Source organism: Paenibacillus sp. FSL R7-0273, from assembly GCF_000758625.1.
In the GTDB taxonomy this organism is placed as follows: domain Bacteria; phylum Bacillota; class Bacilli; order Paenibacillales; family Paenibacillaceae; genus Paenibacillus_AQ.
On sequence record NZ_CP009283.1, the window covers coordinates 3,481,459 to 3,506,573 of the forward strand.

The 25,115-nt window shown below is 52.5% G+C and carries 16 protein-coding genes; 11 read left to right on the forward strand and 5 right to left on the reverse strand.

All coding sequences use genetic code 11. From position 1 onward, the window contains the following. Nucleotides 1–32 precede the first annotated feature (32 nt). The 3 genes from R70723_RS15065 to R70723_RS15075 all read right to left on the reverse strand — a co-directional run bounded on the left by R70723_RS15065 (nucleotide 33) and on the right by R70723_RS15075 (nucleotide 2,661). The gene (locus R70723_RS15065) at nucleotides 33–671 is read right to left on the reverse strand and encodes a nitroreductase family protein (protein ID WP_039873108.1); all 639 of its coding nucleotides are present in this window, start codon (nucleotides 669–671) and stop codon (nucleotides 33–35) included. A gap of 124 nt (nucleotides 672–795) precedes the next feature. Further along, the gene (locus R70723_RS15070; protein ID WP_039873110.1) at nucleotides 796–1,971 is read right to left on the reverse strand and encodes a glycosyltransferase family 61 protein; all 1,176 of its coding nucleotides are present in this window, start codon (nucleotides 1,969–1,971) and stop codon (nucleotides 796–798) included. A gap of 93 nt (nucleotides 1,972–2,064) precedes the next feature. Continuing rightward, entirely contained in the window at nucleotides 2,065–2,661 is a 597-nt protein-coding gene (locus tag R70723_RS15075; RefSeq protein WP_039873112.1) for a P-loop nucleotide/nucleoside kinase family protein, read from the reverse strand. Between the two features lie 128 nt (nucleotides 2,662–2,789). Between R70723_RS15075 and R70723_RS15080 the strand changes: the two genes are divergently transcribed. Genes R70723_RS15080 through R70723_RS15090 form a run of 3 tightly spaced genes read left to right on the forward strand, consistent with a single transcriptional unit; the run spans nucleotide 2,790 to nucleotide 6,008 of the window. Beyond that, on the forward strand, nucleotides 2,790–3,275 hold the full coding sequence (locus R70723_RS15080; protein ID WP_039873113.1) for a GNAT family N-acetyltransferase: 486 nt from the start codon (nucleotides 2,790–2,792) through the stop codon (nucleotides 3,273–3,275). 24 nt (nucleotides 3,276–3,299) lie between these two features. Next, the gene (locus tag R70723_RS15085; protein WP_039873114.1) at nucleotides 3,300–5,420 is read left to right on the forward strand and encodes a PEP-utilizing enzyme; all 2,121 of its coding nucleotides are present in this window, start codon (nucleotides 3,300–3,302) and stop codon (nucleotides 5,418–5,420) included. A gap of 21 nt (nucleotides 5,421–5,441) precedes the next feature. After that, nucleotides 5,442–6,008, forward strand: a complete 567-nt coding sequence (locus tag R70723_RS15090; RefSeq protein ID WP_039873116.1) for a 5' nucleotidase, NT5C type — start codon at nucleotides 5,442–5,444, stop codon at nucleotides 6,006–6,008. Between the two features lie 90 nt (nucleotides 6,009–6,098). Here R70723_RS15090 and R70723_RS15095 read toward each other — a convergent pair whose 3' ends face one another. Both R70723_RS15095 and R70723_RS15100 read right to left on the reverse strand, forming a co-directional pair. After that, nucleotides 6,099–7,820: an ABC transporter ATP-binding protein gene (locus tag R70723_RS15095; RefSeq protein ID WP_039873117.1), complete on the reverse strand. Its 1,722-nt coding sequence runs from the start codon at nucleotides 7,818–7,820 to the stop codon at nucleotides 6,099–6,101. A 151-nt stretch (nucleotides 7,821–7,971) separates the two neighbouring features. Continuing rightward, the gene (locus tag R70723_RS15100) at nucleotides 7,972–9,024 is read right to left on the reverse strand and encodes an ArsR/SmtB family transcription factor (RefSeq protein ID WP_039873118.1); all 1,053 of its coding nucleotides are present in this window, start codon (nucleotides 9,022–9,024) and stop codon (nucleotides 7,972–7,974) included. A 179-nt stretch (nucleotides 9,025–9,203) separates the two neighbouring features. Here R70723_RS15100 and R70723_RS15105 point away from each other — a divergent pair, with 179 nt between their 5' ends. The 8 genes from R70723_RS15105 (at nucleotide 9,204) to R70723_RS15140 (ending at nucleotide 25,111) form a co-directional block, all read left to right on the forward strand. Further along, on the forward strand, nucleotides 9,204–11,060 hold the full coding sequence (locus R70723_RS15105; RefSeq protein WP_047171132.1) for a glycoside hydrolase family 13 protein: 1,857 nt from the start codon (nucleotides 9,204–9,206) through the stop codon (nucleotides 11,058–11,060). A gap of 37 nt (nucleotides 11,061–11,097) precedes the next feature. After that, the gene (locus R70723_RS31600; protein WP_052421325.1) at nucleotides 11,098–13,362 is read left to right on the forward strand and encodes an amylo-alpha-1,6-glucosidase; all 2,265 of its coding nucleotides are present in this window, start codon (nucleotides 11,098–11,100) and stop codon (nucleotides 13,360–13,362) included. A gap of 299 nt (nucleotides 13,363–13,661) precedes the next feature. Next, entirely contained in the window at nucleotides 13,662–14,768 is a 1,107-nt protein-coding gene (locus tag R70723_RS15115; RefSeq protein ID WP_039873119.1) for a LacI family DNA-binding transcriptional regulator, read from the forward strand. 378 nt (nucleotides 14,769–15,146) lie between these two features. Next, nucleotides 15,147–18,293, forward strand: a complete 3,147-nt coding sequence (locus tag R70723_RS15120; RefSeq protein WP_039873120.1) for an alpha-mannosidase — start codon at nucleotides 15,147–15,149, stop codon at nucleotides 18,291–18,293. 42 nt (nucleotides 18,294–18,335) lie between these two features. After that, a complete protein-coding gene (locus tag R70723_RS15125) occupies nucleotides 18,336–21,518 on the forward strand; it encodes an alpha-mannosidase (protein ID WP_179088118.1) in 3,183 nt (1,060 codons plus the stop codon). Nucleotides 21,519–21,711: 193 nt separating this feature from the next. After that, nucleotides 21,712–23,232 carry an ABC transporter substrate-binding protein gene (locus tag R70723_RS15130; protein ID WP_039873124.1) on the forward strand — a complete coding sequence of 507 codons (1,521 nt, stop codon included), beginning with the start codon at nucleotides 21,712–21,714 and terminating at the stop codon, nucleotides 23,230–23,232. 54 nt (nucleotides 23,233–23,286) lie between these two features. Then, nucleotides 23,287–24,270, forward strand: a complete 984-nt coding sequence (locus R70723_RS15135; protein WP_052421326.1) for a carbohydrate ABC transporter permease — start codon at nucleotides 23,287–23,289, stop codon at nucleotides 24,268–24,270. A gap of 4 nt (nucleotides 24,271–24,274) precedes the next feature. Further along, entirely contained in the window at nucleotides 24,275–25,111 is an 837-nt protein-coding gene (locus R70723_RS15140) for a carbohydrate ABC transporter permease (protein ID WP_039873125.1), read from the forward strand. Nucleotides 25,112–25,115: the final 4 nt, after the last annotated feature.

The following is a 25,115-nucleotide window of genomic DNA, read 5'->3' on the forward strand; positions in this document are numbered from 1 at the left end:
ATAGCTATTCAAGTAAGCAGATAATGTTTACCTTAAGCCCAAACCGTTGTTTGGTCAACTGGCAGACGGTAAGAATTGAAGCCCTCACTGGCAGCCTTACCGATGGTCAGCAGCATAACCGGCAGATAGCGCTCTTTGTCCATACCGAAAGCTTCAGCGATCTGGTCCTTCTCATAGCCGCCGATCGGATTCGTATCATACCCGTGCGCACGCGCAACCAGCATCAGCTGCATGGACACCAGGCCGGCATCGAGCAGAATAATATCGCGCATATCCTGATCGCTAATCTGCGAATACAGCGGCTTAAAGGCATTCAGCTGATATTCTTTAACATCTTGCGGCATATAGCCGAGTTCAACCGCTTTGCTATAAATTTCTTCTGAGTAATCGAAATTGTTCATGTCTCCAAAGACTGCAATGACAGCAGAGGCCTGAAGAACTTTGTCCTTATTGAAACGCGAGAGGGGAGCGAGCTTTTGCTTGCCTTCTTCACTGTCAATCACCAGGAAGCGCCATGGCTGCATATTGATAGACGAAGGAGCTGTGCTGGCTTCCTTCAGAATTTCTGACATTTCTTCTCTGCTGATTTTCACAGAGGGATCATAGGTTTTGATGGAACGGCGTCCATAAACAATCTCATTGAAATCATTGGTTTGCTGGAATTCTTTCATGCTGGTTCTCTCCTTGAGGTTTATATTTTTATTTGATCCGTCAATAATTGAGGGGTCAACTATTTATACATTCAATATATTTCAGATGCGTTGCGAATGCAACAGGAATGATATTACATCTGCGCTATTGAATGGTTTTTTCGAATGACACATGTTGCTGGTCTATCCCGGCTAAACCCAGCGTTTGCTTCAGCAGATTCAGATCCACCGAGAAGTCCGCAAAGCCCGAAAAACGGTCCTGTACCGTCTCGTCAGCCTGCCCGTACATCATATAGTAATCAAGTTTGTTGTGGTTGCTGATCATCCAGTAAGTAGGCACTACATGCTGTCTATGAAAAATTTCGACAACAACGGTTCCCTTCATGCAGAAAGCAAGATTGGACAAGCCGGCACCATGCGGCGAGACAATTGCTTCGGCAGAAGCAAACAGCTGAATTTGCTGGGCTACGGTCCAATCCTCCAGACGAACTGGTACGAAGCCGTATGACTCTAAATAACGGATTACTTCATTCTCATTTGTGATCCGGCGGGAAGAGGCCTTACACCGGGAGATAAAAATGCGGCCCGGAGAATTGAGTGTGGTGTCCCGTCCGGGCAGCATGAACCTCCGTAGGGTAGCAGTGGCCCAGGGCGGGTAATGGGAATTCATCATCAGGGAAGGCACCACCAGCAGCTCGGCCTGAATTTGCCGGTCACCGCCGGTACGGATTACGGACGATTCCGCTACGCCAAACATAGTTAACGTCTCCTCTACGAAAGTTCCATAAGGATTCGGGTTCATAATCAGGGTTTGAAAAGGGCAATTTAGAATTCTAAGCATACCCAGACGCGGCAGCACATCATATAACCAATGAAAATAATTATGACTCCCGCAAAAAGTCAACGCGGCAGCCGTCCCCTGAAGGTTGTAATGCTCCCGGGCCTTCTGGCGGTGCAAAGCCGGGTGTTCCTCGGCTGTCAGCATTCTGTTTAGTTGTCCATCGTATTCCTGAGAAAGGTCGTAGATCAGCTTATCTTCAGGTGTCAGGATAGAACCGGAGGGTCCCCAGACACGCCCATCCGGAATGTATGCAATATAACCGCCTTCAGGTTGAAGGGAATAGGATTTTAAGTACGGGTGAAATTCCGTTTCAACCGTTTTGGGGGCCTCGTATTCAGCGGTTTCGCCAAAATCGAAAGAGGTAAGCCTGAGCTCGTCTCCGGAGGAAGCCGAAGCCTCCCATTCCCATGCGTCCTGGTAAAAACCGGATGCACATAGATTTGTGTCTGCCGGTTTAGCCTTTCCGCTCATTTCTTCCATTATTCATCCCGCCATCCCCTTATAATCTTGAAGCTATTTTATGCGGCCTCGGCTTAACGGGCACGAAGACGAAAAAAATAGGCGGCACTGAGTTCATCCAGGCTCATTCCCGTAGATAAACTGCTCTACTTTGCCCACAGTCACTTCCAGCTCAGGACTCGAATTGTCAATGACCGTTACACTTGCTTCCGGCAGCGGCCAGGCGACTGTACGGGGGCTGAAGGCGGTGCGGAACTGCTCCCAGTTCCGGAATTTCCAGCCGTCCAGCGGGGAGTTCCGGCCGGTAATCCGCTCGCGGAACAGCGCTTCGTCCGCCAGTGTGACTAGCACTACTTTTACATCAACCTCCTGCAGTGTTCTGCCGATCCGGCGCAGCTCAGCTCCGATCCATTCCGGGTCGGCGGCTTCCTTGGTAAAGGGACCAACCACATAAATATCAGCGGACAGGCCGATGTTATCAAGCGCGGCATCCATCGTAATCCGGTAGCCCAAATCGCGGCATAAGCGTTTATACTCATCAGAATCGCGGTCATCCGGGTCAAGTCCGTGCATGGTCAGGATGGCGGTAGCCGCAGGCCTTAATAGTATATCCATATCCATAACTGCTGCTTTGCGGCGGGCAGCTACTGCCTTAGCTAAGGTCGTTTTGCCTGCGCCGCCCGGTCCGAGGAAAAACACAAGTTTGTTCAAGAAAGACACTCCTTTAAGTAAGTCAGACTGTATATATCCTAGCATTTTTTGCAGGTTAAGTTCACTATGCAGATTTCATGTATAATAGACAAAAGAAAATAGAGAATTACTTTGGAGGCAGTGTGCAGATGAACATAAGACCTATTCAACCCTCAGACAACAGTGCGATCGAACAGGTCATCAGGGAATGCCTGATTGAATTCGGAGGCAACCGGGAGGGGCTGGCCTGGGCTGACGAGAGCATGCGGGATCTCTACAGCTACTACAACGAGGCGGATAACCGGGCATACTGGATCGTAGAAGAAAGCGGTACTGTTCTGGGAGGCTGCGGAATCGCTCCCTTTGCCGGGTCGGAGCAGGTCTGTGAGCTGCAAAAAATGTATCTTATCAGCGCAACGAGAGGCACCGGAATCGCGGCTGAGCTATTGCAGACTGCGCTTGCTTTTGCCGGACAGCACTATAAGCAATGTTATCTGGAAACCCTGCAGACGATGGGCGCAGCGAACCGCTTTTATAACAAGCACGGCTTCACAGCGCTGAAAGAGCCGTTTGGCGGCTCTGAGCATTTTGCCTGCGATGCCTGGTATATCAAGGATTTATTCTGCTTCTCTTAGAAATCATTATTAGGAGGATAATTGATGATATTATTAAATGCTCAACTTCCTGATCCGCGCGAAGCAGGAATGAAGGCGTATAATCTTTCATTGTTAATTTCCAATACCTTTAATGTGCCGGCTGCTGTGGTTCTTCCGAAGGATTATTTTGCTTGTGATGAAGCTGAATTAAATCGCAGGCTCACTGAGCTGACGCAGCAATTGATGCAGCTGTTGCCGTCTGCTGACGGCTGGGCGGTCCGCTCTTCGGCAGCCGATGAAGATGGAATAACCGGAGCACAGGCCGGTAAATACCGGACCAGAAGGATTGCTCATCCTGACGAGCTTCCTGACGCTGCAGTTGAGGTTCATGAAGGTGGCGTTCCGGTCATCCTCCAACGGTTTATTGAGCCGGATTATGCCGGAATTTTGTTTACCTGCAATCCGCTGACAGGAGAAGAAAACTTACATATTGAGCTTGTCCAAGGCAGAGGCGAACAGCTTGCAGGCGGCTGCCTGAATCCGTTATATACTTATAGCAATGGAAGCTGGAGCAAGCCAACGGATGTACCGGAAAAGCTGCTTCATCAGCTTAAGTCTGATGCTGCCACTGCGGCAGTATTATTCAAGCACCATGTAGACATGGAATTTTGCATCAAAGACGGTGTACTCTATTGGCTTCAGGTCAGGCCGGTAACTGCAATACCTGACTCCTGTGATGATTCTGCCGGACTGGATGAGGGCTGGTTTTTGCTGGATCAGTGCACGGAGCCGGTAACCCCGCTGGTGAGGGAGCTTGATCCCGGAGGATTTTTTCAGATGCCTTACTGGGATACCCGCTTTGTCCGTCACTATCCTTATGTCAGATTAAAGCAGGCTCCGGCTGCCGATACAGCTGCGTTGTCTTCACCTGATTGGCAGACACTCCGTAGCCGCTTTGAGCCTGAATTCGACCGGCAGCTGCAGGAGGATCTGACAGTCTATACTCTGCAGGAGCTGTGGGAGCTGGCAGCGGAACGGATTAAGCAGAACAGGGCTTATGTAGCTGCCTATCTGGATAGAGGCTGGCTTAAAGAGCGCCGGGTTACCGGTGAGAAGCTGAAAGAAATAATCAGCCGGTATATCGGTGATAACGCTGATGTTCAGCTCGTTTTGTCATCCCTGACGGAAGGGTTAAATACATTAACCTATCAAAAAAATGCTGAGCTCCACCAGCTGATCTGTGCTGCCGGCAGCTATCCCGATTTTAATGAGCTGTCCGCTGCAGTGCTGACGGGAGCACCACATCCATGGGGAGAGAAATTTAATGCTTTTATACATAAATACGGTTATGAGCTACCGCATCCGCTGGCTTTACATCTGAATACATTGGCCGAAAGTGCCGGTGATTTATTGGCAAGAATCCGTGCAGAATCTGTAAAGCTGAACGGCCGGGAAAAGGTACAGCGCCCTCTCAGCCGGGAATCTGCAGCAGCAGAGCTTGAACAGCAAATGGATACGGCAGAAAAGAGCGCATTCCGGCAGCTGCTGCAGGCGTACCGTTTATATATCCTGCGGACTGAGGACGATGATTACTTACTGCAAAAAGGCGCTGCTGCCGTTAGAAAAGCTCTGGTAGAAATGGAAAGGCGCTTTGTCGCTAATGGAGCTCTTAAAGAGGCAGGCAGTATCTTTTTCCTGAATGCCGCAGAAATTGCAAGTATGCTCTCCGGAGCAGCTTCCGGTACGTTACAATCAGACATTGCCATTAGAAGAGAGGCCTTTGAAGCAGCCAGACAGATCAGGCCGGAACTGAATTTTGCTTCAGCCAAAGCGGAAGAAGCGGAGGCGGGAAACTGTCTGCGGGGCGTGGGAGTTTCCCGGGGGCTGATTCAGGGAAAAGTGTATAAAGTAAGGAATCCGCTGGACCGTGAGGCTTATCAGCATATCCCGCACGATGCAATCATTGTAGCTCCCGTGTTAACGCCGAATCTTACTTATTCCATCATCTCGTGTGCTGCGATAGTTACCGAGGTTGGCGGCTTTCTCTCTCATGGTGCGATATTTGCCAGGGAAACGGGAATTCCGGCGATTGTCCAGGCAGCAGGGGCATTAGATTGGCTCAATACCGGTGATGAGGTCATCGTCGATGCTGACCAGGGTGTAATCCATAAACTTAATAAATAGAGAGCAGGATAGGAGACAACTATGAAGAAACCGATCATCGCCGTTGATATGGACGATACCATCTGCCATCTCGTTAAACGGGCCATTTATCATAATAACAATGAATTTCCGACCCACCTCCTCCACTATGAGGATATGATCGACTGGAACACAGACCATCTGCGTCATCCGGACAGCACGCTGGATATCTTTTTCGGGCGGCCGGGGCTGTATGAGGAGCTTGAGCTGTTCGATGAGCATGTGGTGGAAGAGATGGAGAAGCTGCACAATGCTTACGATGTCATTATCGTTACTGCAGCTGTCCCCAAAACTGTGGCCGAAAAATGGAATTGGCTGCAAAAGCATATGCCGTACATCCCCGCCGAGAACTTCTTCACCTGCAAGCGGAAGCATCTGATCAACTTCGATCTGCTGATTGACGACGGTCCGCATAATCTGCTGCCTGCTGTGCAGGAGGGCAAGAAGGTGCTGTGCATCCCGCATCCGTGGAATCTCAGAGCGCGTGAGGAATATGCGTTTCCGCTGATGACCTCCTGGAAGGGTGCGAAGGAGCGGATTGATGAGATCCTGCAGACTAATCAATCGTAATTAAGCTTTTGAAAAAAAGGACGCCTCCGGCACACTGCCCGTCACTTGACGGCAGCTGTGCACGGAGGCGTTTTGGTCATCGCCAGTAAATTAGCCGTTCACCAGCTGCGGCTGTAAAACCGTTTCTGTCCTTTGAGCAAAACGGCGGAAGGCGCCTCCGCGTTCCTGTAATTCCCTGAAGCTTCCGGCTTCGGCAATCCTTCCATCCTCCATATACAGGATTTCATCATACTGCTCCAGCAGCTCCTCATTAATGTTATGAGTGATGGTGATCAGAGTAAGGTCAGGCATGGCTAACAGGCTGCTCTCAATCTCATGGGCGGCTCTATTGTCTACAGCTGAGGTAGCTTCATCCAGAATCAGGACCGGCTTGCTGCGGATCAGCGCCCGGGCAACCGCCACCCGCTGGCGTTGTCCGCCTGAGAGCTGGGTGCCATTTTCCCCGACTGCGGTAGAGAGTCCTTCTCCCAGCTGCTGCACATAGGCGTACAGGCTGCTGCCGCGGAGCGCTGCTTCCAGCACGGGTTCCGGGAAATCCTCGCCTAGACAGATGTTGTGCTTAATATCTGAATCAAACAGATATACATTCTGATGAATCATAGAGGTTAGCTGAAGTAAGGCTTCGTTATCCTGCGTGCGGACCTCCCTTCCATCCAGTGAAATGGAGCCTTCGTAATCATCATAATATCCGCTAAGCAGCTTGATGAATGTTGATTTTCCGCAGCCGCTGGGTCCGAGCAGGGCGTATTTTTTTCCTTTTCGAAAGGTGAAATGGATATCTCGGAGGACAGGCTGCTCCTGCTGATAAGCAAACTGAAGCCGGCACACCTCCAATGCATGTTTGAATATTGTTGGCTCCTGCTGCCCGGCGTCTGATGGTACATTGTTCTCACCGGCCAGCGCCTCAAAGCGTTCAAGAATGGGCTTAACGCTAGTAATCCTTGGAATGTTCTGCATAATGACAAGCACAGGGCCGACCAGTCCGCCGCTCAGCTGAACCAGTGCAACCAGACTTCCCGCAGAGAGGTTCCCGGTAATGATCAGGTAAGCAGCTACAAACATTACCGAAAACTGGCTGAGCATAGCAAGTGCTTCAGAGATACTCTCGTTGGCGGCGAACAGCCGGTCTGCTGTAAACCTGACATTGGCGGCCGTACGGTTGGCCTGCTGAAAGCCCTGCTCGGTTTGCTTTTTAAGTCCAAAGGAACGGATCACTTCAAAGCCTGCCAAGAGATCCTTAGCGTATGCGGTGAACCGGGACATCTGGACGGATACGGCATTTAGCCTGCTTTGCAGCAGCTTACCGAACAGGGAGGGCACCAGAAACATCAGAATCATGCCTATGACCAGAACGAGCGTAATCAGCGGACTTATCGAGAGCAGAACAAGCAGGGAGGCAGTAAAAATAATGGCATTTTGGAACGTGCTGAGGAGTGGCTGAAGGGCATTTTCTTCAATCAATTTGACGTCATTGGTCAGCGCCGACAGGTAATCAGCGGAATTGGCCGCTTGGAAATCAGCTGTTCTTTTATGAAGTACACCGCGGAAAATCCTCTCCCTGACCGATATGGTAACATTGCGGATCAGAGCCTTGCTGCACAGGGAATATACGAAGCTGACCAGGCAGAGCCCCAGCAGATAGGCAGCCGACAGAAACAAAATCCGCTGGAAAAGCTGCATATCCCCCTGAAGCGCAGCATCTATTACCTTCTGCAGAATAAGAGCAATCAGTACCCCGGCAGCGGCAGCAACAATACTGAATAACAGCGTGACAGAGAGAAGCAGCTTGTTCCGGGCTAAGGCATGTTTCACTTTTCATCATCTCCATAATTAGATTGAGATATAATTTGTAAGATGAAGATAACATATAAATTCAATAAAAGTCAAACAAATAAGATGAACATCAAACTAAATGCTGTAAAAAAGCTCCCCACAGTATTTTTTGCGGGAAGCTAAGAAAAAGTTATAAAAGAAATTCCTGCAGATCAGTGATCAGCTCCAGAAGATTATCTGAATCCAGATGGTAATAGACTCTGCCGTTATTCTTTTCCACGCGCACCATCTTGCACGCAAGCAGTACATTCATATGATGAGAAATGGTTGCCGCCGTAAGTCCCAGCTGATCGGCAATCTCCAGATTATACTTCGGGTTAACCTTAAGGGAAGCTAGGATCTGTAATTTACTGTTGTCGGCAAGCGCCTTCATGCGCAGCAGCATCAGCTCCCTGGAATCCTCCTGATTCTTACTGGCGTTAGGCATCAGATGCATTAACAAGCCGTAATAACATCTTCTAGACAGCAAAATCAGTGCCAGCGGCATAATAAGGGAGGGATACACGATGACTTCTTTTTCACTTAACAGCTTAACAACTTTAATATAATGTTCGTCCTGTTGTCTGCCAAAGGCTTGAGTGTAAGTGGCTAACAGCTTGCTTAATGGCTTTTCTACCGCTTGGCAGGCCTTTTCATATGCCGGAAGATTCGCCGATACTGCTTCTGTGAGAGTGAGCAGGTGCCGGTGCGGATGCTGCAGCAGAGTCATCAGCTTCCATTTAACGGCTTCCTTCAGCGGACTTTCGTTAAGAAAGCCAATAATCTCATCAAGTGAGTGGAAGGAGGCTGGTGCGGATTCACTAAAAGAATGATTTTGCATCGTCTCCATCTCATTCACTGCCTTTAATATGGTATCCTGCAAAGCCTTCTCGGAGATCGTCTCCAGGGAAGTGAGCCACTCTTGATTTTGACTCAGCAGCTCATGCAGGAGTGAGAAGAACACACTGTCCTCGTCATTGAAAAAGAATTCTGCCTGCTTATTCATGATCCGGTGTCCTTTGAAGACACTGGTGTATTTTTCAATGATTTTCAGGTGCTTGTTGTAGAAGGCTTCTCCATCCAGCCCGAATGCATCGAGTTCCCCGATACTCTTTTGCCAATAGGATTCGGGTTGAAAGCTTAAGTACAACAGTCCCATCGTTTCAAAAACCGGGTCAAGCTGTTCATGTATCTCCAGATTCATAAGGCCTCCGTCAGCTAAAAAGTTTGGTGATCATCTAATTTATTATATTTTGGTAGAATTGTATTGGCAAGCCGGCGGCACTTTTACTCAGGGAAAGGCAATTGACAGAGCTTCGGCGGAGACGATATACTTACATCACTTAAACGTATAAGTTAATAAACCTTGAGGAGTGTGCTGCTGTGGATTTGGCCTGTTTTATACATGAACCCAAGAGCCCTTTATCCTATGCCTCTGATGCTGAAACCTTGCATATCCGCGTGAAAACAAAAAGAGATGATCTGAAGTCGATCACTGTGCTGGCGATGGACCCTTTTAACTGGAAGCCGGTATCGCGGGATTCGCATGTCTATGAATTTGCTGTTGACCAGATGCAGCGGGTAGAGATGAAAAAGGAATATGTCACCCGTTACCACGACTGCTGGTTTGCCGAGCTGACCGGCTTTAACTGGAGAAGAATCAAGTACGGCTTTGTGCTGGATGACGGGGAGGCCTGCTGCTTTGCCGGCTGTCAGCGGGTTACTCCGCTTGCCCGGGACTGGGCACCGCCTAAGGATTACACGAACTATTATAATTATCCCTACATCCTTGAAGAGGATCTGTATGTGGCACCCGAATGGGTAAAGGATACCGTGTGGTATCAGATTTTCCCGGACCGGTTCAACCGCAGCAGCTCAGCCGGGCACTCGGACCATATTCTGGAATGGGGCAGCGATCAGCTTGACGGTAACGGTAAAATATTCGGCGGCAACCTGCAGGGTGTCACCGAAAAGCTGGATTATATCCAGGGGCTGGGCTGCACCGGGATTTATTTTACCCCTATATTTGATTCGCCCAGCTCTCATAAATACGATACCAGGGATTATTTTAATATTGATCCTGTCTTTGGCGATAACGAAATCCTGGGCAAGCTGGTGGAGGAAGCGCACAATCGGGGGATCCGGGTCATGCTGGATGCGGTTTTTAATCATTGCGGCTATGAGCACCCGTTCTGGCAGGATGTGCTGAAGCATGGGCGTCACTCGCCATACTATGACTATTTTTATATACTGGATGGGGACAAGGAGATTATACCGGACACGGAGCTGGCTGCGAGGGAAGGCTATTATTTCGGGGAGCACCTGAATTACCGGACATTTGCCTACACCGAAATGATGCCCAAGTGGAACACGGGAAATCCCGCTGCGCGCGAATACCTGATTAGTGCGGCAGTCTACTGGACGGAACGCTATAATATCGACGGCTGGCGGCTGGATGTAGCCAACGAGGTATCCCATGATTTCTGGCGGGTGTTCCGCAAAAGGCTGAAAAGCATCCGCAGTGACATCTACATTCTCGGGGAAAACTGGCTTTATTCGAATCCCTGGCTGCAGGGCGACCAGTTCGATGCGGTGATGAACTATGAGTTCACGTGGCCGGTTACCCGCTTCTTCGGTACAAGAATGCTTCAGGAGGAAAAATACAGTGCCGAGGATTTCAGGTATGCCATCAACCAGCTGCTGGTCAGCTATCCCAAGCATGTGGCCCTGAACATGTTCAATCTGCTCGACAGCCACGATACGGCGCGGATTCTGCATCTTTGCGGAGATAACCCGGAGCTCGTCAAGCTGACTTATGTCTTCCTGCTCACTTACGGCGGCTCGCCGAGCATTTATTATGGCGGTGAGGTAGGCGTTGGCGGCGATGAGCATCATAACCGGCAGTGTATGCCGTGGAAGCCGGAGGAGCAGAATCAGAATCTGTATGAGACGGTCCGCAGGCTGATCTCGCTCCGGCGGGAGCATCCGCAGTTTAGAGAGATTGACCTGGAATGGCTGTCCGCAGAGGGGCATGAAGAAACATTGATTTATAAAAAAGCCGGCGCAGATAAAGCACTATACGTGCTGCTTCATAACGCTGCTAATGCTGCGGCTGTACCGCTGCCTGAGCAGCTGCGTAACCGGAAATTAATAGATTTGTATAATAATCAGGAGCTGGAAACGGGTATGGAGATTACGCTTCAGCCGTACTCCTTCCTGCTGCTGGCGGAGAGCTGCTAACGAACTGAAATTAATGGATCAGGAGGATTTTGAGAAAATGACAGACGGGTATGTATCCGATTCTTTGGAGCAAATGAAGATTTCAGTAAGTCGTGAGGCCAACCGCGCGGTTTCCTTTACCAATAAAGAGGCCTGTTTTTATTACACGCAGACCCATGTGAATGATCATCCTGAGCATGCTTATTTTGAAGGGATGAATGTGGCGAAGAACCGGATTTTTGGCGGATATACGCTTTATGCTAACTGTCAGGAGCTGGATAATGAGCTGGCTGAGGTCCAGGTCAGTCCTTATTCACTGGTTCGTAGCCACGGGAGCATTACGGAAGAGCTGTGGCTGTACGACTACCGGAATGTACTTGAGGTCGGACAGACAGGGGGTGGCGCCAGCATCGGCATTTCTTTAAAAGGCAAGGAACTGGAGTTCCTGGAGCTTACTAAAGATACGGCTTACTTCAAGGCGATGGAAGGGGACTGGATTATTGCTCTGCGTGCCATGGGCAACGGGCCGTTAATGATGGAGAAGGGAGTCTTCCAGACCAACGGTGCAGCAGGCGGATTCTTTATTTCTGCCGCCGCAACGGCTGAAGAAGCTGCGCGGCTGATTGAGGATACCGAGCGGCAGGCGGCTTCGCTGAAGGCTGATCGTATACGCCGGATGGACGATTTTCTGCAAAATAATGTGTATCTGGACAGCAGTAACGAGGAGCTGAAGCTTGCGCTGAACTGGATCAGCCTGACCATGGATCAGCTGGTAACGAGGCAGCAGGGGGAAGGCATCTATGCCGGACTGCCGTGGTTCAATGAATATTGGGGACGGGACCAGTTCATCGCGATGCCGGGAGCGGTGCTGGTCAGCGGCCAGTTTGAGACGGCGAAGCAGATTCTGCTGTCTTTTGCGGAATACCAGAATACGGATGAATCGTCGAAATATTACGGCAGGGTTCCGAATATACTGGCTCCTGAAAATATCGATTATCACACCACAGACGGTACGCCCAGGTTCATTATCCAGCTGCAGGATTATGTTAAATACTCCGGGGATACCGGCATCATCAGGCAGCTGTACCCGGCGGTATGCAGCAGTATCGAGGGCTCCATCCGTCATTGGGTGGATGACAAGGGTTACCTGACGCATGATGATAATGAGACCTGGATGGATGCGCGGGATGCAGAGCTTAAGTCGTATTCCCCGCGTGATACACGGGCCAATGATATACAGGCGTTATGGTATGGCCAGCTGCGGGCGGGTGTTTATTTTGCCGAGTATATGGGTGACCGGGAGAAGGCGGGGCGATGGTGCAGTCTGGCTGACGCTTTAAAAGAGCATTTTGACGCCGATTTCCGTGATCCGGCTTACCCCTATCTGGCAGACAGGCTTGCTGCGGACGGTGCTCCGGAGTTCTCGCTGCGTCCGAACCAGCTGTTTGCCTTTGACCTGTTCGATGACCGGGAATTCAAGAATAAAGCAGTCCGCGCAGCCTGGGAGGAGCTGGTTTATCCATGGGGCACTGCATCCCTGGACAGGCGGCATCCGTTCTTTCACCCGTTCCATCTGACGGAGCACTATCACAAGGACGAGGCTTACCATAACGGCACGGTATGGACCTGGCTGAACGGAATTGCCATGCAGCGGATGATCGAAGCCGGGCAGGAAGAGACGGCCTACGGGCTGTTCAGGAACATGAACCGGCAGGCACTGGAGCTTGGCGTAGTGGGCGGACTGAGCGAAAATCTGGATGCATACCCGAATGAAGGAGCTGACCGGGCCAAGCTGACCGGCGCTTATCTGCAAGCCTGGTCGAATGCTGAGCAGCTGCGGGTCTGGTATCAGTATTTCCTGGGCATCCGCCCGGATATGATTACGGGTAAGATTGTGCTCGCCCCGCGTATGCCGCAGGAACTGACGGATGTGCGGTTCCGGGTAAAAACGGGAGAGGGACTGATAGAGGGCGATTATTCCTCCGCCGGCGGTGAGCAGCTGTATGTTTACCGTTTTACAGGAGTAACGCTGTCGGCTATCGTTGATTTCCCGGCGTTTGAGCCGGTTGAAATTCCGGTCCCGGACAGTACTGAGCTGCGCATCCGCATTAGCGGGGACCGGCTGACGGCTGAACTGCTGGAGAATGGAAGCGGTGAGCGGATGGGACACTGGGCAGCAGGCAAATCTGCTGACAGAGCTGAGCAGCAGCGGCAAAGTGACCAGATGATTGGCGGGGTACAGTTTGCCGAGCCGCTGGCGTTATCGGAGCATCCGGTGATGGAGCGGGAGACTGGTGCGGTGGACGGAGAGTCAGAAGAGTAAAATGGTATTAGCTTTAGCACGCCTGCTGGTGCGGCGGGATTAGAGCTGGTAACCGTGTGGTGCGCCGACGAAGCAGGATGTTAGCACCTTGAGGTGATAGGGCTCCATCAAAGGGAAAAATCCCTTTGGTGGAGCCCTTTTTGGGGCGAGAGAGTGGAATGAAAGGGAAAAATCCCTTCCATTCCATCTCCGCACCCGGCCAACAGGCGCCGCAGCCCGCCTTGAATATACCTGCAGCCTCCTAAAAAGGTCTTTGCACATTTAATAACACGTGTTATACTTTTGCCGAGGTGCAGAATATGGGTAAAAAAAGAGTGACCAGCCATGACGTTGCCAGGCTAGCGGGCGTATCCCGCAGTGTGGTATCCGCTGTGCTGAATGATACGCCGGGAATCGGGGTCAGTGCCCAGACCCGGGAGGCTGTGCTGCATGCCATAGCAGAGCTGAATTACCATGTGGATGCCCAGGCCCGCAGCATGAAAACCGGGCGCAGCATGACGCTCGCCGCCTTCGGGGACACCCGGCATCCGCTGTTCATGCGGCTGCTTGAAGGGATGCAGCGGGAATGCGAAGCGAGAGGCTATCACATCCTGCTCTGCTCGCCAGGGGAGAGGAAGTCGGGAGATGCCAGAAGGGCGCTGCTGGATCTGTACCATCAGCGGAAGATCGACGGCATTATTACTCTGGATGAAACTAGTTACCGTAGTGAGAATTGGGCCGCCAAGGTGCAAGAAGCCGGCGTCCCTTACGTATCTGTAGAAGGGTATGCCGAAACGGAAGGCGTATACTCCATACTGGCAGATTACCGGGGGAGTGTACTGACCGCGCTGGACTATTTATGCCGTGATAACATGTCGGGGGAGAAAGTATCAGCTCCGGTATATTTAGAGGTGTTTCACGGTGCTGCAAGTAAACGGAGCAACTGGGCGGAGCAGAACCGCCGCAATGCGTACAAGGAATGGTGTAGCTCGTACGGGCTGAAGCCGGTCGTTCACCGGCTGGATGAACAGGAAGGCACCGCGGGCTGGCTGAATTTGTTATCAGAGCTGGTGCAGCAGAGCTCAGGCGCTACGGGGCTGTGTACGGACAGGTCGAAAGAACAGACAGAAGGTGATCAGACCATACTGCCGCCGCTGCTGCTAAACTGGTCAAGCGCTGTACCGGACATCTACCGTGCAGCTCATGCACTGGGGCTGGCGATTGGAGACTCACTCCGGATAATGGCTGCTGATAATACGATTCAGGGAGACAGCCTGAGCGTACCAACCTTAAGCTGTGTGGAAATTCCTTATGTCGGCATGGGTCAGGAAGCGGTGCGCTGCCTCTTGAAGCAAATGGAACAGGAAGCCGGCGAACCGGCTAAGCTGTGGCTGCCGGCGGTTTTGAAGCCGGGTGAGAGCGCGTAGGTCATTAACCGCGCATGTGTAGGTCACTTACCTCGGCTTAAGTAACTAACGGAAAACGGAAAACGTGTCACAGTACCCCTCCTTTAAGTGGCAGGGGGGAATAACAGGGATTTAGCTGCAACCATTACAGGAACTAAGCTGCATAAAGCGAAGCGGAGGTTCTAGCGTTGCAGCCTCTCTGTTTCAAGCATTGATGAAAGCGCATGCTGGATTGTAATTAAACGAATAGTGGCACTTATAGAAGGTTCTGTGCAAAAAGAAGGATAGGCGCAGTCCGGCCTCCCGGCCAGGACCGCTATAACAATGGCGTAACCTTAACAGGAACAGCCATCTCTTTTTTAACATATAACACGTGTTATACCCTGGAGGAGGATGAATATGTTTTGGACGGATGAGAAGCTGGGCGCACGTGTAGCCGAATTGGACCGTTACCGTTATCGGGACACTTTTGAACTTACGGAATGGCTGGGAATTGAAGATAAGGAAGGCGCCAACGGCGTGTATCCGCCTGAATTTGAACAAGGGGAAACTTACCGTGTAGGTGATTACTGGACAGGACGGGACATGTACCTGTGGCTGCACACAATAGTAGAGGTGCCTGCACATTGGCAGGGCCGGCGGATTGTTGGCCTGTTTGATTTTGGCCGCACGGGCAGCGGGAACAACAGCGGGTTTGAATCCCTGCTGTTCCTGAACGGTAAGCCGTATCAGGGTGTGGATTCCAATCACCAGGAGGTTTTTCTGGAGCCGGAAGCCGCAGGGACGGCGGTAAGCCTGTCCTTCCGGTTATGGTCGGGACTGGAAGGCGGAGGGTTTCCGGTGCCGCAGGAGCACCGGATCAGGAAGGCAGAGCTGGCCTGCCTGGATGAAGCCGCTGACAGCCTGTATTACACCGGCCGTGCAGTGCTGGCGGTCTATCAGTCGCTGGGCGGCAGCGATCCGCTGAAGCAGGAGCTGCAGATGGCGCTGAACCGGGCGTTCCGCGTGCTGGACTGGTCGAGACCGGGCAGTGATGCTTTTTATAACTCTGTCAGGGAGGCCGATGAGCAGCTGGCAGCATCGCTGGCAGCCATGAAACAAAAGCATCCCGTAACGGTAACCGCGATCGGTCATACCCATATCGACGTAGCCTGGCTGTGGCGGCTGACTCATACGCGGGAGAAGGCGGCGCGTTCCTTTTCAACTGTGCTGAGGCTGATGAAGCAGTTTCCGGAGTATGTTTTTCTGCAGACACAGCCCCAGCTGTATGCATACATCAAGCAGGACTACCCGGAGCTGTATACTGAAATTTCCAGCCGGGTGAAGGAAGGACGCTGGGAAGCCGGGGGAGCGATGTGGCTGGAGGCAGACTGCAATCTGACGAGCGGGGAGTCGCTGGTACGGCAGCTTTTGTACGGAACGGCCTTTTTCCGGGAAGAATTCGGCGTAGAATGCAAGTATCTATGGCTGCCGGATGTGTTCGGCTACAGCTGGGCGCTGCCGCAGATTTTGCGGAAGTCTGGTATAGATACTTTTATGACAACCAAAATCAGCTGGAGCCAGTTTAACCGTATGCCGCACGACACGTTCCAGTGGAGGGGCATCGACGGCAGCGAGGTGCTTGCCCACTTTATCACTACACCGGAAGGGCCTGAATCAAGCGCCTGGTACTATACCTATAACGGATTAATGGAACCGTTCGCCGTCCAGGGCATTTGGGATTCATACCGGGACAAGAATCTGAACCGCGAGCTGCTGCTTGCCTATGGATATGGAGACGGCGGTGGGGGAGTGAACCGTGAGCATCTGGAAATGCGGCGCCGTCTGGATGCCATACCGGGAGTGCCGAATGTGCAGCCTGGCCGGGCGGATGAATATTTTGAACGCCTGAACGAGACCATCCGCAGCAGTGACCAGTATGTCCATACGTGGGACGGGGAGCTATACCTTGAGTATCACAGGGGAACCTACACCAGTCAGGCTTATAATAAAAAAATGAACCGCAGGCTGGAGCTGCTCTACCGGGAGGCCGAGTGGCTGCAGGTGCTGCTGGCTGCCGAATCCGGCAGCTTCAGCAGGTATCCGGCACAGGAGCTGTACAATGGCTGGATTATTATCCTGCGTAACCAGTTCCATGACATCATCCCTGGCTCATCGATCCGTGAGGTGTATGAGGACTCACGTGAGGAATATGCGGAAGCAGAGCGGATCGGACTGGAATCGGCGGTGAGGGCGGCGGGAGGCTTAACGGTTCCGGCTGCAGCAGGAGGAGAAGCGCACTATACTATCTTTAACGGAGCATTTTTTGACCGTTCCGGCCTACTGACTGTTGATGCCCAGGATACAGAAATTAAAGAATGGCGGGATGAAAAGGGCTCCCTGCTTCGTACCCAGCGATTAGACGGGGAATGGCTGATTGAAGCCCCGGAGGTGCCGATGCTTGCAGCAGCCGTCATAAGTGCCCGCACTGCCGGGACAGCTGAAGCTGTTGAACAACCGGAGCCTTTTGGCTGGGAAAACTCCAGGCTCACCACCCCGCATTACATTATGGAATGGAATGCTTACGGGCAGCTAAGCCGCTTGTTTGACCGCGATGCGGACCGTGAGGTGCTTGCGCCAGGGGAGTGCGGAAATGTGCTGCAGGTATTTGAGGATAAGCCGAAGATGTACGATGCCTGGGACATTGATCTCTTTTACCAGGAGAAGAAGCGTGAAATAACCGGACTTGTCTCGGCAGAGCTGCTAAGCTCCGGTCCGCTGGCTGCAGTGCTGCAATTCTCTTGGCGTTATATGGATTCCACTGTCATCCAAAAGGTTAAGGTGTATGCCGGAAGCCGCCGGATTGATTTTGAGACGCTGGTTGACTGGCACGAGCAGCATCAGCTGCTTAAGGTTGCTTTTCCCGTTGCCGTCCGCTCGACTGAAGCCACCTACGATATCCAGTACGGTAACGTTAAGCGTCCTACCCACTGGAATACAAGCTGGGATTATGCCCGCTTTGAGAGTGTGGGACATCAGTGGGCCGATCTGTCGGAAACGGGCTACGGTGTGAGCCTGCTCAATGACTGTAAATACGGCTATGACATTAAGGATCATGTTATGCGCCTGTCGCTGATCAAATCGGCAACGGCTCCGGACTGGCAGGCCGATCAGGGTGAGCACCGGTTCACCTACAGCCTGCTGCCGCATCAGGGAGACTGGATCAGCGGACACACGGCGGAGGAAGCCTGGATGCTTAATAATCCTTTGCGGGCTGTACAGGGAAGCTTCAACGGAGAAACCGGCAAGCCGCTGTTCCGCACGGACGCTGCAGGAATCGCCGTCGATGCCGTCAAATTGTCAGAGCAAGGGGACAGCTGTGTAATCCGGCTGCATGAATACTTCGGCGGACGGCGTAAAGTCAGATTGAGCAGTAGCTACTCCGTCTTATCCTGGCAGCTATGCGATCTCATGGAACGTCCTGCCGGTGAAGTGACTTCCGGCGGTGAAATAGAGCTGGAGTTCAAGCCTTATGAAATTCATACCCTGCTGGTTACCTTTTTTTGAATAGATCTGTCACATTCATATGGATGAAGGGGAGGGATGGCTGTGCCGCTGGCAAGAAGGACGGAACGGCTGCTGAACGAGCTTCAGCTGCGCCGGTATAAGGAGAGCCTTGAAATCAGGGAGTGGTTGCTGCAAAGGGCCCGTTATGTTGAAGAAGGCGAGTATCAGTTTGACCAGACGAGGGAGACAGTATCACCGGGCCGCCTGCAGAGCGAAGTGAGGGAAACACTGTTTCTGGAGACAACGGTGACTGTGCCTGCTGGCTGGGCTGAGGAAACGGTAGGTATCGTGTTTAAGGCCGGAGGGGAAGGGCTGCTGTCCATCCATGGTAAGCCTTACCACGGGCTCGACAAAAACAGGAGCTTTGTTCCACTGTCCGGAACACTCGCCGCCAGTGGCGAGCTTAAGCTGAATATTGAGCTGTACCATGTCCCGCCGATACCGGCAGATCCGTTAAACGGCCAGAAGGATAATGATGCCGCTCCGGTCCGTTTTGAAGAAGCCAGGCTGGTGACGGTCAGCAGAGCGGCAGAAGGGCTGTATTTTACTGTAACAGTGTGTTTTGATGCAATGAAACGCATGGCGGAGCGGTCAACCGAGCGGCTGGCTCTGGAGCGTGCGCTGGAAGAGGCTATTCTGAACATTGGAGCTACAGCGGCGGCAGATGAAGAATGTCTGGTCCAGGCAGAGAGACAGCTGCGGAAAAGACTGCAGGCTGCCGCCGGAAATAGGGAGCCCGAAACCGCTGGTATCATGCACATGGTCGGGCAGTCGCATATCGATCTCGCCTGGCTCTGGCCGCTGAAGGAGACGGTGCGCAAGACCGGCCGGACCTTCTCGACCGTGATCACGCTAATGGAGCACTACGGGGAATACCGCTATTCGCAGAGCCAGCCGCAGCTGTATGCCTATGCCAAGCAGCATTTTCCGGACCTGTATGAGCAGATCAAAAAGCGTATAGCGGACGGGCGCTGGGAGCTGGTAGGCGGAATGTGGATCGAGCCGGATCTGAATATCCCTTCAGGAGAATCACTGGTCCGCCAGCTGCTGTACGGGCGCGCTTTTTATGAGCAGGAATTTGGCAAAAGCCCGCGGGTGGAGTGGCTGCCGGACACCTTCGGCTACTGTGCTTCACTGCCGCAGCTTCTCAGAAAATCCGGCGTGGATTATTTTATGACCAGTAAAATGAACTGGAACGACACTAACGTCTTCCCTCATGACCTGTTCTACTGGGAGGGGATTGACGGGACGAAAATACTGTCGTTTCTGAATCACGGGCTTAATGAAAATACGCTGCCTGCCGATGTAGGCGAGCACTGGGACAGCTTCCGCCAGAAAAAAGCGCACTCCGGGCAGATGCTGCTCTACGGATACGGGGACGGCGGAGGCGGTGTGACCCGGGAGATGCTGGAGGTTATCGAGCGTTCCGCAGCATTGCCGGGCCTGCCGTCAAGCCGGTTCAGTACAGCACACGAGTTCTTTGACGGTGTCCGCGATGCCGCTCCCGGGCTGCCGGTCTGGTCAGGTGATATGTATCTGGAGCTGCACAGGGGAACGTACACGACGCACGGAAAGAACAAGCGCTGGAACCGTAAGGCGGAGGCGCTGTACCGTGAAGCTGAAATCTGGAATGCCCTGTCCTACCTGTCAGGAGCAGCGCAGCTTGAAGCATGTGCGGAGCTGCAGCACGGTGAGCTGAAGGAGGGCTGGGAGCTGCTGCTGCTGAACCAGTTCCATGATATTATTCCCGGCACTTCCATTCCGGAGGTGTATGTTAAATCCGAGGAGCATTACAGGGAGATTTTTGATCTTGGAGAATTAAGCCGGACCAAGGCGGTGGATACGCTGGCGGCTGCTATGGATACGCGGGGGCAGGGAACACCGCTGATTCTGTTCAACAGCCTGTCCTGGAGCCGCAAGGATACTGCTGTGCTGACCGGCAATGCGGAGCTTCTGAATAAACGCCCGTATGACGGCGGTGGCAATCCGCTGCCCTTTGATCTGCTGCAGACCGGTGATAAAGTGGAGCTTGTGATATCGGCAGGTGAGGTACCTGCGCTGGGATACACCACTGTTTGGCTTCGGGATATAGACGGTGCTGAGAAGAATCCTCCGGCAGTTATCCTGCCGCTGGCTGAATCAGTACCGGGGCACTCGCAAGGGAAAACATTGGACCACTGGGAAACGGAGTACTACCGTCTTGTATTTGATGCAGGAGGCCGGATTGTTTCGTGGTTCGACAAGGAAGCTGGCAGGGAGCTGGTTGCTCCGGGAGCTGCGGCCAATCATCTGCAGCTGTTCCACGATCGCCCGACAGTCTGGGATGCATGGGATATTGATCCGCATTTTGCCGGGCAGCCGGCAGGGGAAGCCGCTCTGCTCACCAGTGAAGTGCTGCATCAAGGGCAGACCCGGGATATTCTGCGCTTCTCCTGGCAGCTGAATGATTCGCTGATTGAGCAGCATATCATTTTTCACCGCCATTCCCGGCGTGTAGACTTCGAGACCAGGGTGGATTGGCGGGAGGAGCATAAGCTGCTGAAGGCTGCTTTTCCGGTGGATATCCGCAGTACCAAGGCAGTCTATGAAATCCCGTTTGGCAGTGTAGAGCGGCCGACCCATAACAATACAAGCTGGGAGCAGGCGCAATTCGAGGTATGCGGACACCGCTGGGCGGATCTGTCTGAGGGCGGTTACGGGATCAGCCTGCTGAACGACTGCAAATACGGCTATGATATTAAAGGCAATGTAATGCGGCTGTCCTTGCTCCGTTCTCCGCGCTGGCCCGACACAACCGCAGACATCGGGGTGCACGAATTCACGTATTCCCTGTACCCGCATGCAGGCGGATGGAGAGAAGCTGAGGTTGTAAAAGAAGGCCAGCTGCTGAATCAGCCAATCCATGCCGCTTGGGCATCTGCACATGGCGGAATTCTGCCTGCTGCAGCGTCACTGCTCAACGTAACCGGCCAACATACTGTAGTTGATGCCATTAAAATCTCAGAGGACGCAAGCGGAGCCATAATTCGTCTGTATGAATCCGGCGGCGGCCGCGGGCAGGCGGAATTAAGCCTGAGTTCACAGTTTAGCATTATGGAAACGGATTTAATGGAAAAAGAAGCAGGTGAGCCGCAGCCGGCGGTCAACACCGGTACACTTTCACGTGCGGTTACCCCTTATGAGGTGGTTACGCTAAAGGTAACAGCCGGTAGACAGCATTTATAACAGATAGAAGGCAGTATTTCCGTAAAAGGGGATACTGTCTTTTCTTTTGCCGGAATAAAGCGGATAGATATTTCCACCCGGATCGTAGATGCATGGGATACGTTAATTTGTGAGCGCTTGCTACAATAACACTGTAAGCTAGAGGAACAGGTTCCAGCGATGATCGATCCTAAACAAAGGGGAGTGCATGCAAGTGACAAGAAAACGTTCACTGATCGGATCTCTGACTGCGGTGTTTGCCCTTACCGGAATTTTGGCCGGCTGCGGCGGCAATAACAATGCCGGAAGCGGCGATGCAACAACACCGCCTTCCGGTTCGGCGGCTACAACGGCGCCTGCGGCTACAGCCGCTGAAGTGCAGAAGGTGAATTTCTCGATTGTTTCGGCCAGACCGGGAGATGAAGCCTTTTACAAGGAACAAATGGACATTTTTATGAAAGCGAATCCAGAGGTCAAGGTGACGGTTATTGCCAATCCGACGGAGCAGTATAACAATGCGCTGCAGCTGTCTTTTGCGGCCAATGAAGGCCCGGATATCTTCTTCATTGAAGGCGGTCAGCCGCAGGCGAGAACGGTGTATGACAATAAATGGGTAGAGCCGCTGGACAGCTATATCGATGATGCGTTTGTGGCCCGCTTCCCGGAAGGGGCCTTCAGCCGGACCAGCCAGACCCGGGTGAACGGGGAGGTTGTCGGGATTCCGGTCCGCGACCCGCGCTTCGACAAGGTAAGACCGCTGTATTACAACAAGACCATACTGGAGCAGTACGGCTACAGCGAGCCGCCTAAGACGCATAGCGAATTCGTCGCAGCAGCGACCAAGATTACAAAAGAAGGAAAAGGCCAGGTATACGGCTTCGCCATGATGGGTAAAGCGCCGGCGGTGTTTGGACTTAGTGTGTCGGGCCTCGGCTCCGGGCTTGAAGGCGGAGTAATCGGGTACGAGGGCAACACGATCATCAACCTGAAAACCGGACAGTTCTCGTCGATATCGGCGACACCTGTTGTGGAAATCCTGCGGCAGCTGAACGCGCAGAAAATTGTAGCGCCGGGCTGGGAAAACTGGGATACCGCGCAGATGCACCAGCAGTTCGCAGCCGGACGCGTGGCGATGTTCATCGGGGCAGCGTGGCAGGCCGAGGAAATCCGGAAGCTGAATGAGGGCATGGACATGGGCATTGCAGCTGCACCTGTACCGGATGCCGGACGGAGCGGATACCGGGATACGCCGACGATTGCCGAGCCTCGTTATGCGATGAGCTCACAGTCGAAGTCGAAGGAAGGTGCCTGGAAGGTGCTGGATTTCCTCGGGTCGGTAGAGTTTGAGCGGGCCAATTACGAATATGCAAAAGAACTCGTGCTGATGCCGGCAGCAATGGAAGGCATTGCGATGTCAGCGGATATGGAGCAGATAGTGAAGGTAATGGATGAGACGATCCGGATGGCTCCGGCTGTCAATACGAATAACCAGAACTATGACCAGTTCTCGAAGAGCATCAGCGATGCTATGCCGAAGCCGAAGATTCAGGAGGTATTCCTGAAGGCGGTGGTCAGCAATGAAGATCCGGTAGCGCTGGCAGAGGATTATGATGCGAAGGCCAATAAGGTCATCGATGAGCAGATCAAGATTGCGAACGATGGCGGCATTGATTTTAGCAGAGAAGACCTGAAATACCCGGATTGGAATCCGATGGAAAATTATATTATCGAGTAGACGCTAATCTGTATACCCGGAAACCATACAGAAACAGACAGGAGTGAATTCACGATGGGTTACGGCACACCGCAGCAGAGTATTCCTGCTTCCGCCGGCAAGGCTCCGCTCTCCAAAAGAGCGGAGCTGTTCAAACAGATCAAGAAGCACCGCTACCATTACCTGTTCGTGCTGCCGATGCTGGTGTTCTTTGCCGCTTTTACCTTATGGCCGATGATTGCAAGCTGGTATTATTCGTTCTTTAACTGGGACGGCATCGGCTGGCCGACAGACTTTATCGGGCTCGGCAACTTCAGGGAGGTCGCATCCGACCCGGGCTTCTGGAGCGCTTTTATGAACACGTTCCTGTTCGCCCTGACGCATGTGCTGATCCAGATGCCGCTGGCGCTGATCGTTGCGGTCATTCTCAACAACCAGTTTCTTGCGGGGAGAAATGTATACAGGCTGCTGCTGTTCGTGCCGGTTATCTCTACTACAGCGGTTATCGGTGTTATTTTCTCGATTCTGCTGAACCCGCTGGGCGGTGCGATTAATGAAATGCTGCTGGGCATAGGGCTGGTCAAAGAGCCGATCAACTTCCTGGGATCTACTACACTTGCGCTGCCGACACTGCTGGCCGTTTCTGTCTGGAAAAGCTTCGGTACGCCCATGATCTACTGGCTTGCGGGGCTGCAGACGATTCCGGGTGAGCTTTATGAGGCAGCCAAAATCGACGGGGCAAGCAAAGTGCAGAGCTTTTTCCGGATTACCATTCCGATGCTGGCGCCGATTGGCCTTGTCATAACACTGCTCACTTTTATCAACAACCTTGATCCGTTTGATCTGGTCCGAACAATGACTGAAGGCGGGCCGGTAAAAGCGACCGATGTGGTACAGACTTACATTTTCCGTTATGCATTCGAGCCCGAAAGCGGCTCATCCCGTTACGGCTTCGCCTCGGCAGCAGGCATCCTGTTCAGTCTGGCCGTTCTAGTTGTCGTCGTCATTCAGGCGCTGACCGGTAAAGCTGCCCGCAAATCCGGCACGAAAGGAGCCTAAGCACATGTACCGCCTAAACCGATTTCTGAGACAGCTGCCGGCCCAGGTCCTGCTGCTTGCCTTCACGCTAATCTGGAGTTATCCGTTCATCTGGATTATCTCCTCTTCCTTCAAATCGCAGAGTGAAATGTTCCTGGGCGGCATTAACATCATCCCCAAGGAGCCGACGCTCGACAATTTTGTAAGGGCGTGGGATCTGGCTAACTTTTACCAATACTTCTTCAATTCGGTCATTGTTACCGCTTCGGTTGTCCTGCTCGTGCTTGTAATTACCTCAATGGCGGGTTATGCACTGGGAAGAGGCAGCATGCCCGGTAAAAAGCTGATCATGACCATGCTGGTCATCTCGATGTTCCTGCCCAAAGGCTTCACCATTCTTCCGTTGTTCGAGCTGATCGTCGGACTGGGCTTCAATAATACGCTGATGGGGGTGATCCTGGCTGAATCGGGTCCGTCCAAAATCGTATCCATCCTGCTGTTCGTCGGCTATTTTGCCTCGCTGCCCAAAGAGATGGAGGAGTCCGCAACGATTGACGGGGCTGGTTATTTCCGGATGTTCTTCAGCATTATGCTTCCGCTGTCCAAGCCAATTCTCGGCACGGTAACGATCTTCAGCTTTATCGGAGCGTGGAATGCGTTTTTTGTTCCGCTGACGTTCACTTTGAGCAAGCCGTCACTGCGGACGCTGGGAGTCGGGATGTACAACTTCTTTGGAACGAACAGTGTGGACTGGACCGGGCTGGCGGCGGGGGCGGTTATGTCGGTGGTGCCGATCATCATCGTATTCCTGTTCCTGCAGCGGTATTTCATCGAAGGTCTGGCCGGTTCCATTAAAGGCTAATCAG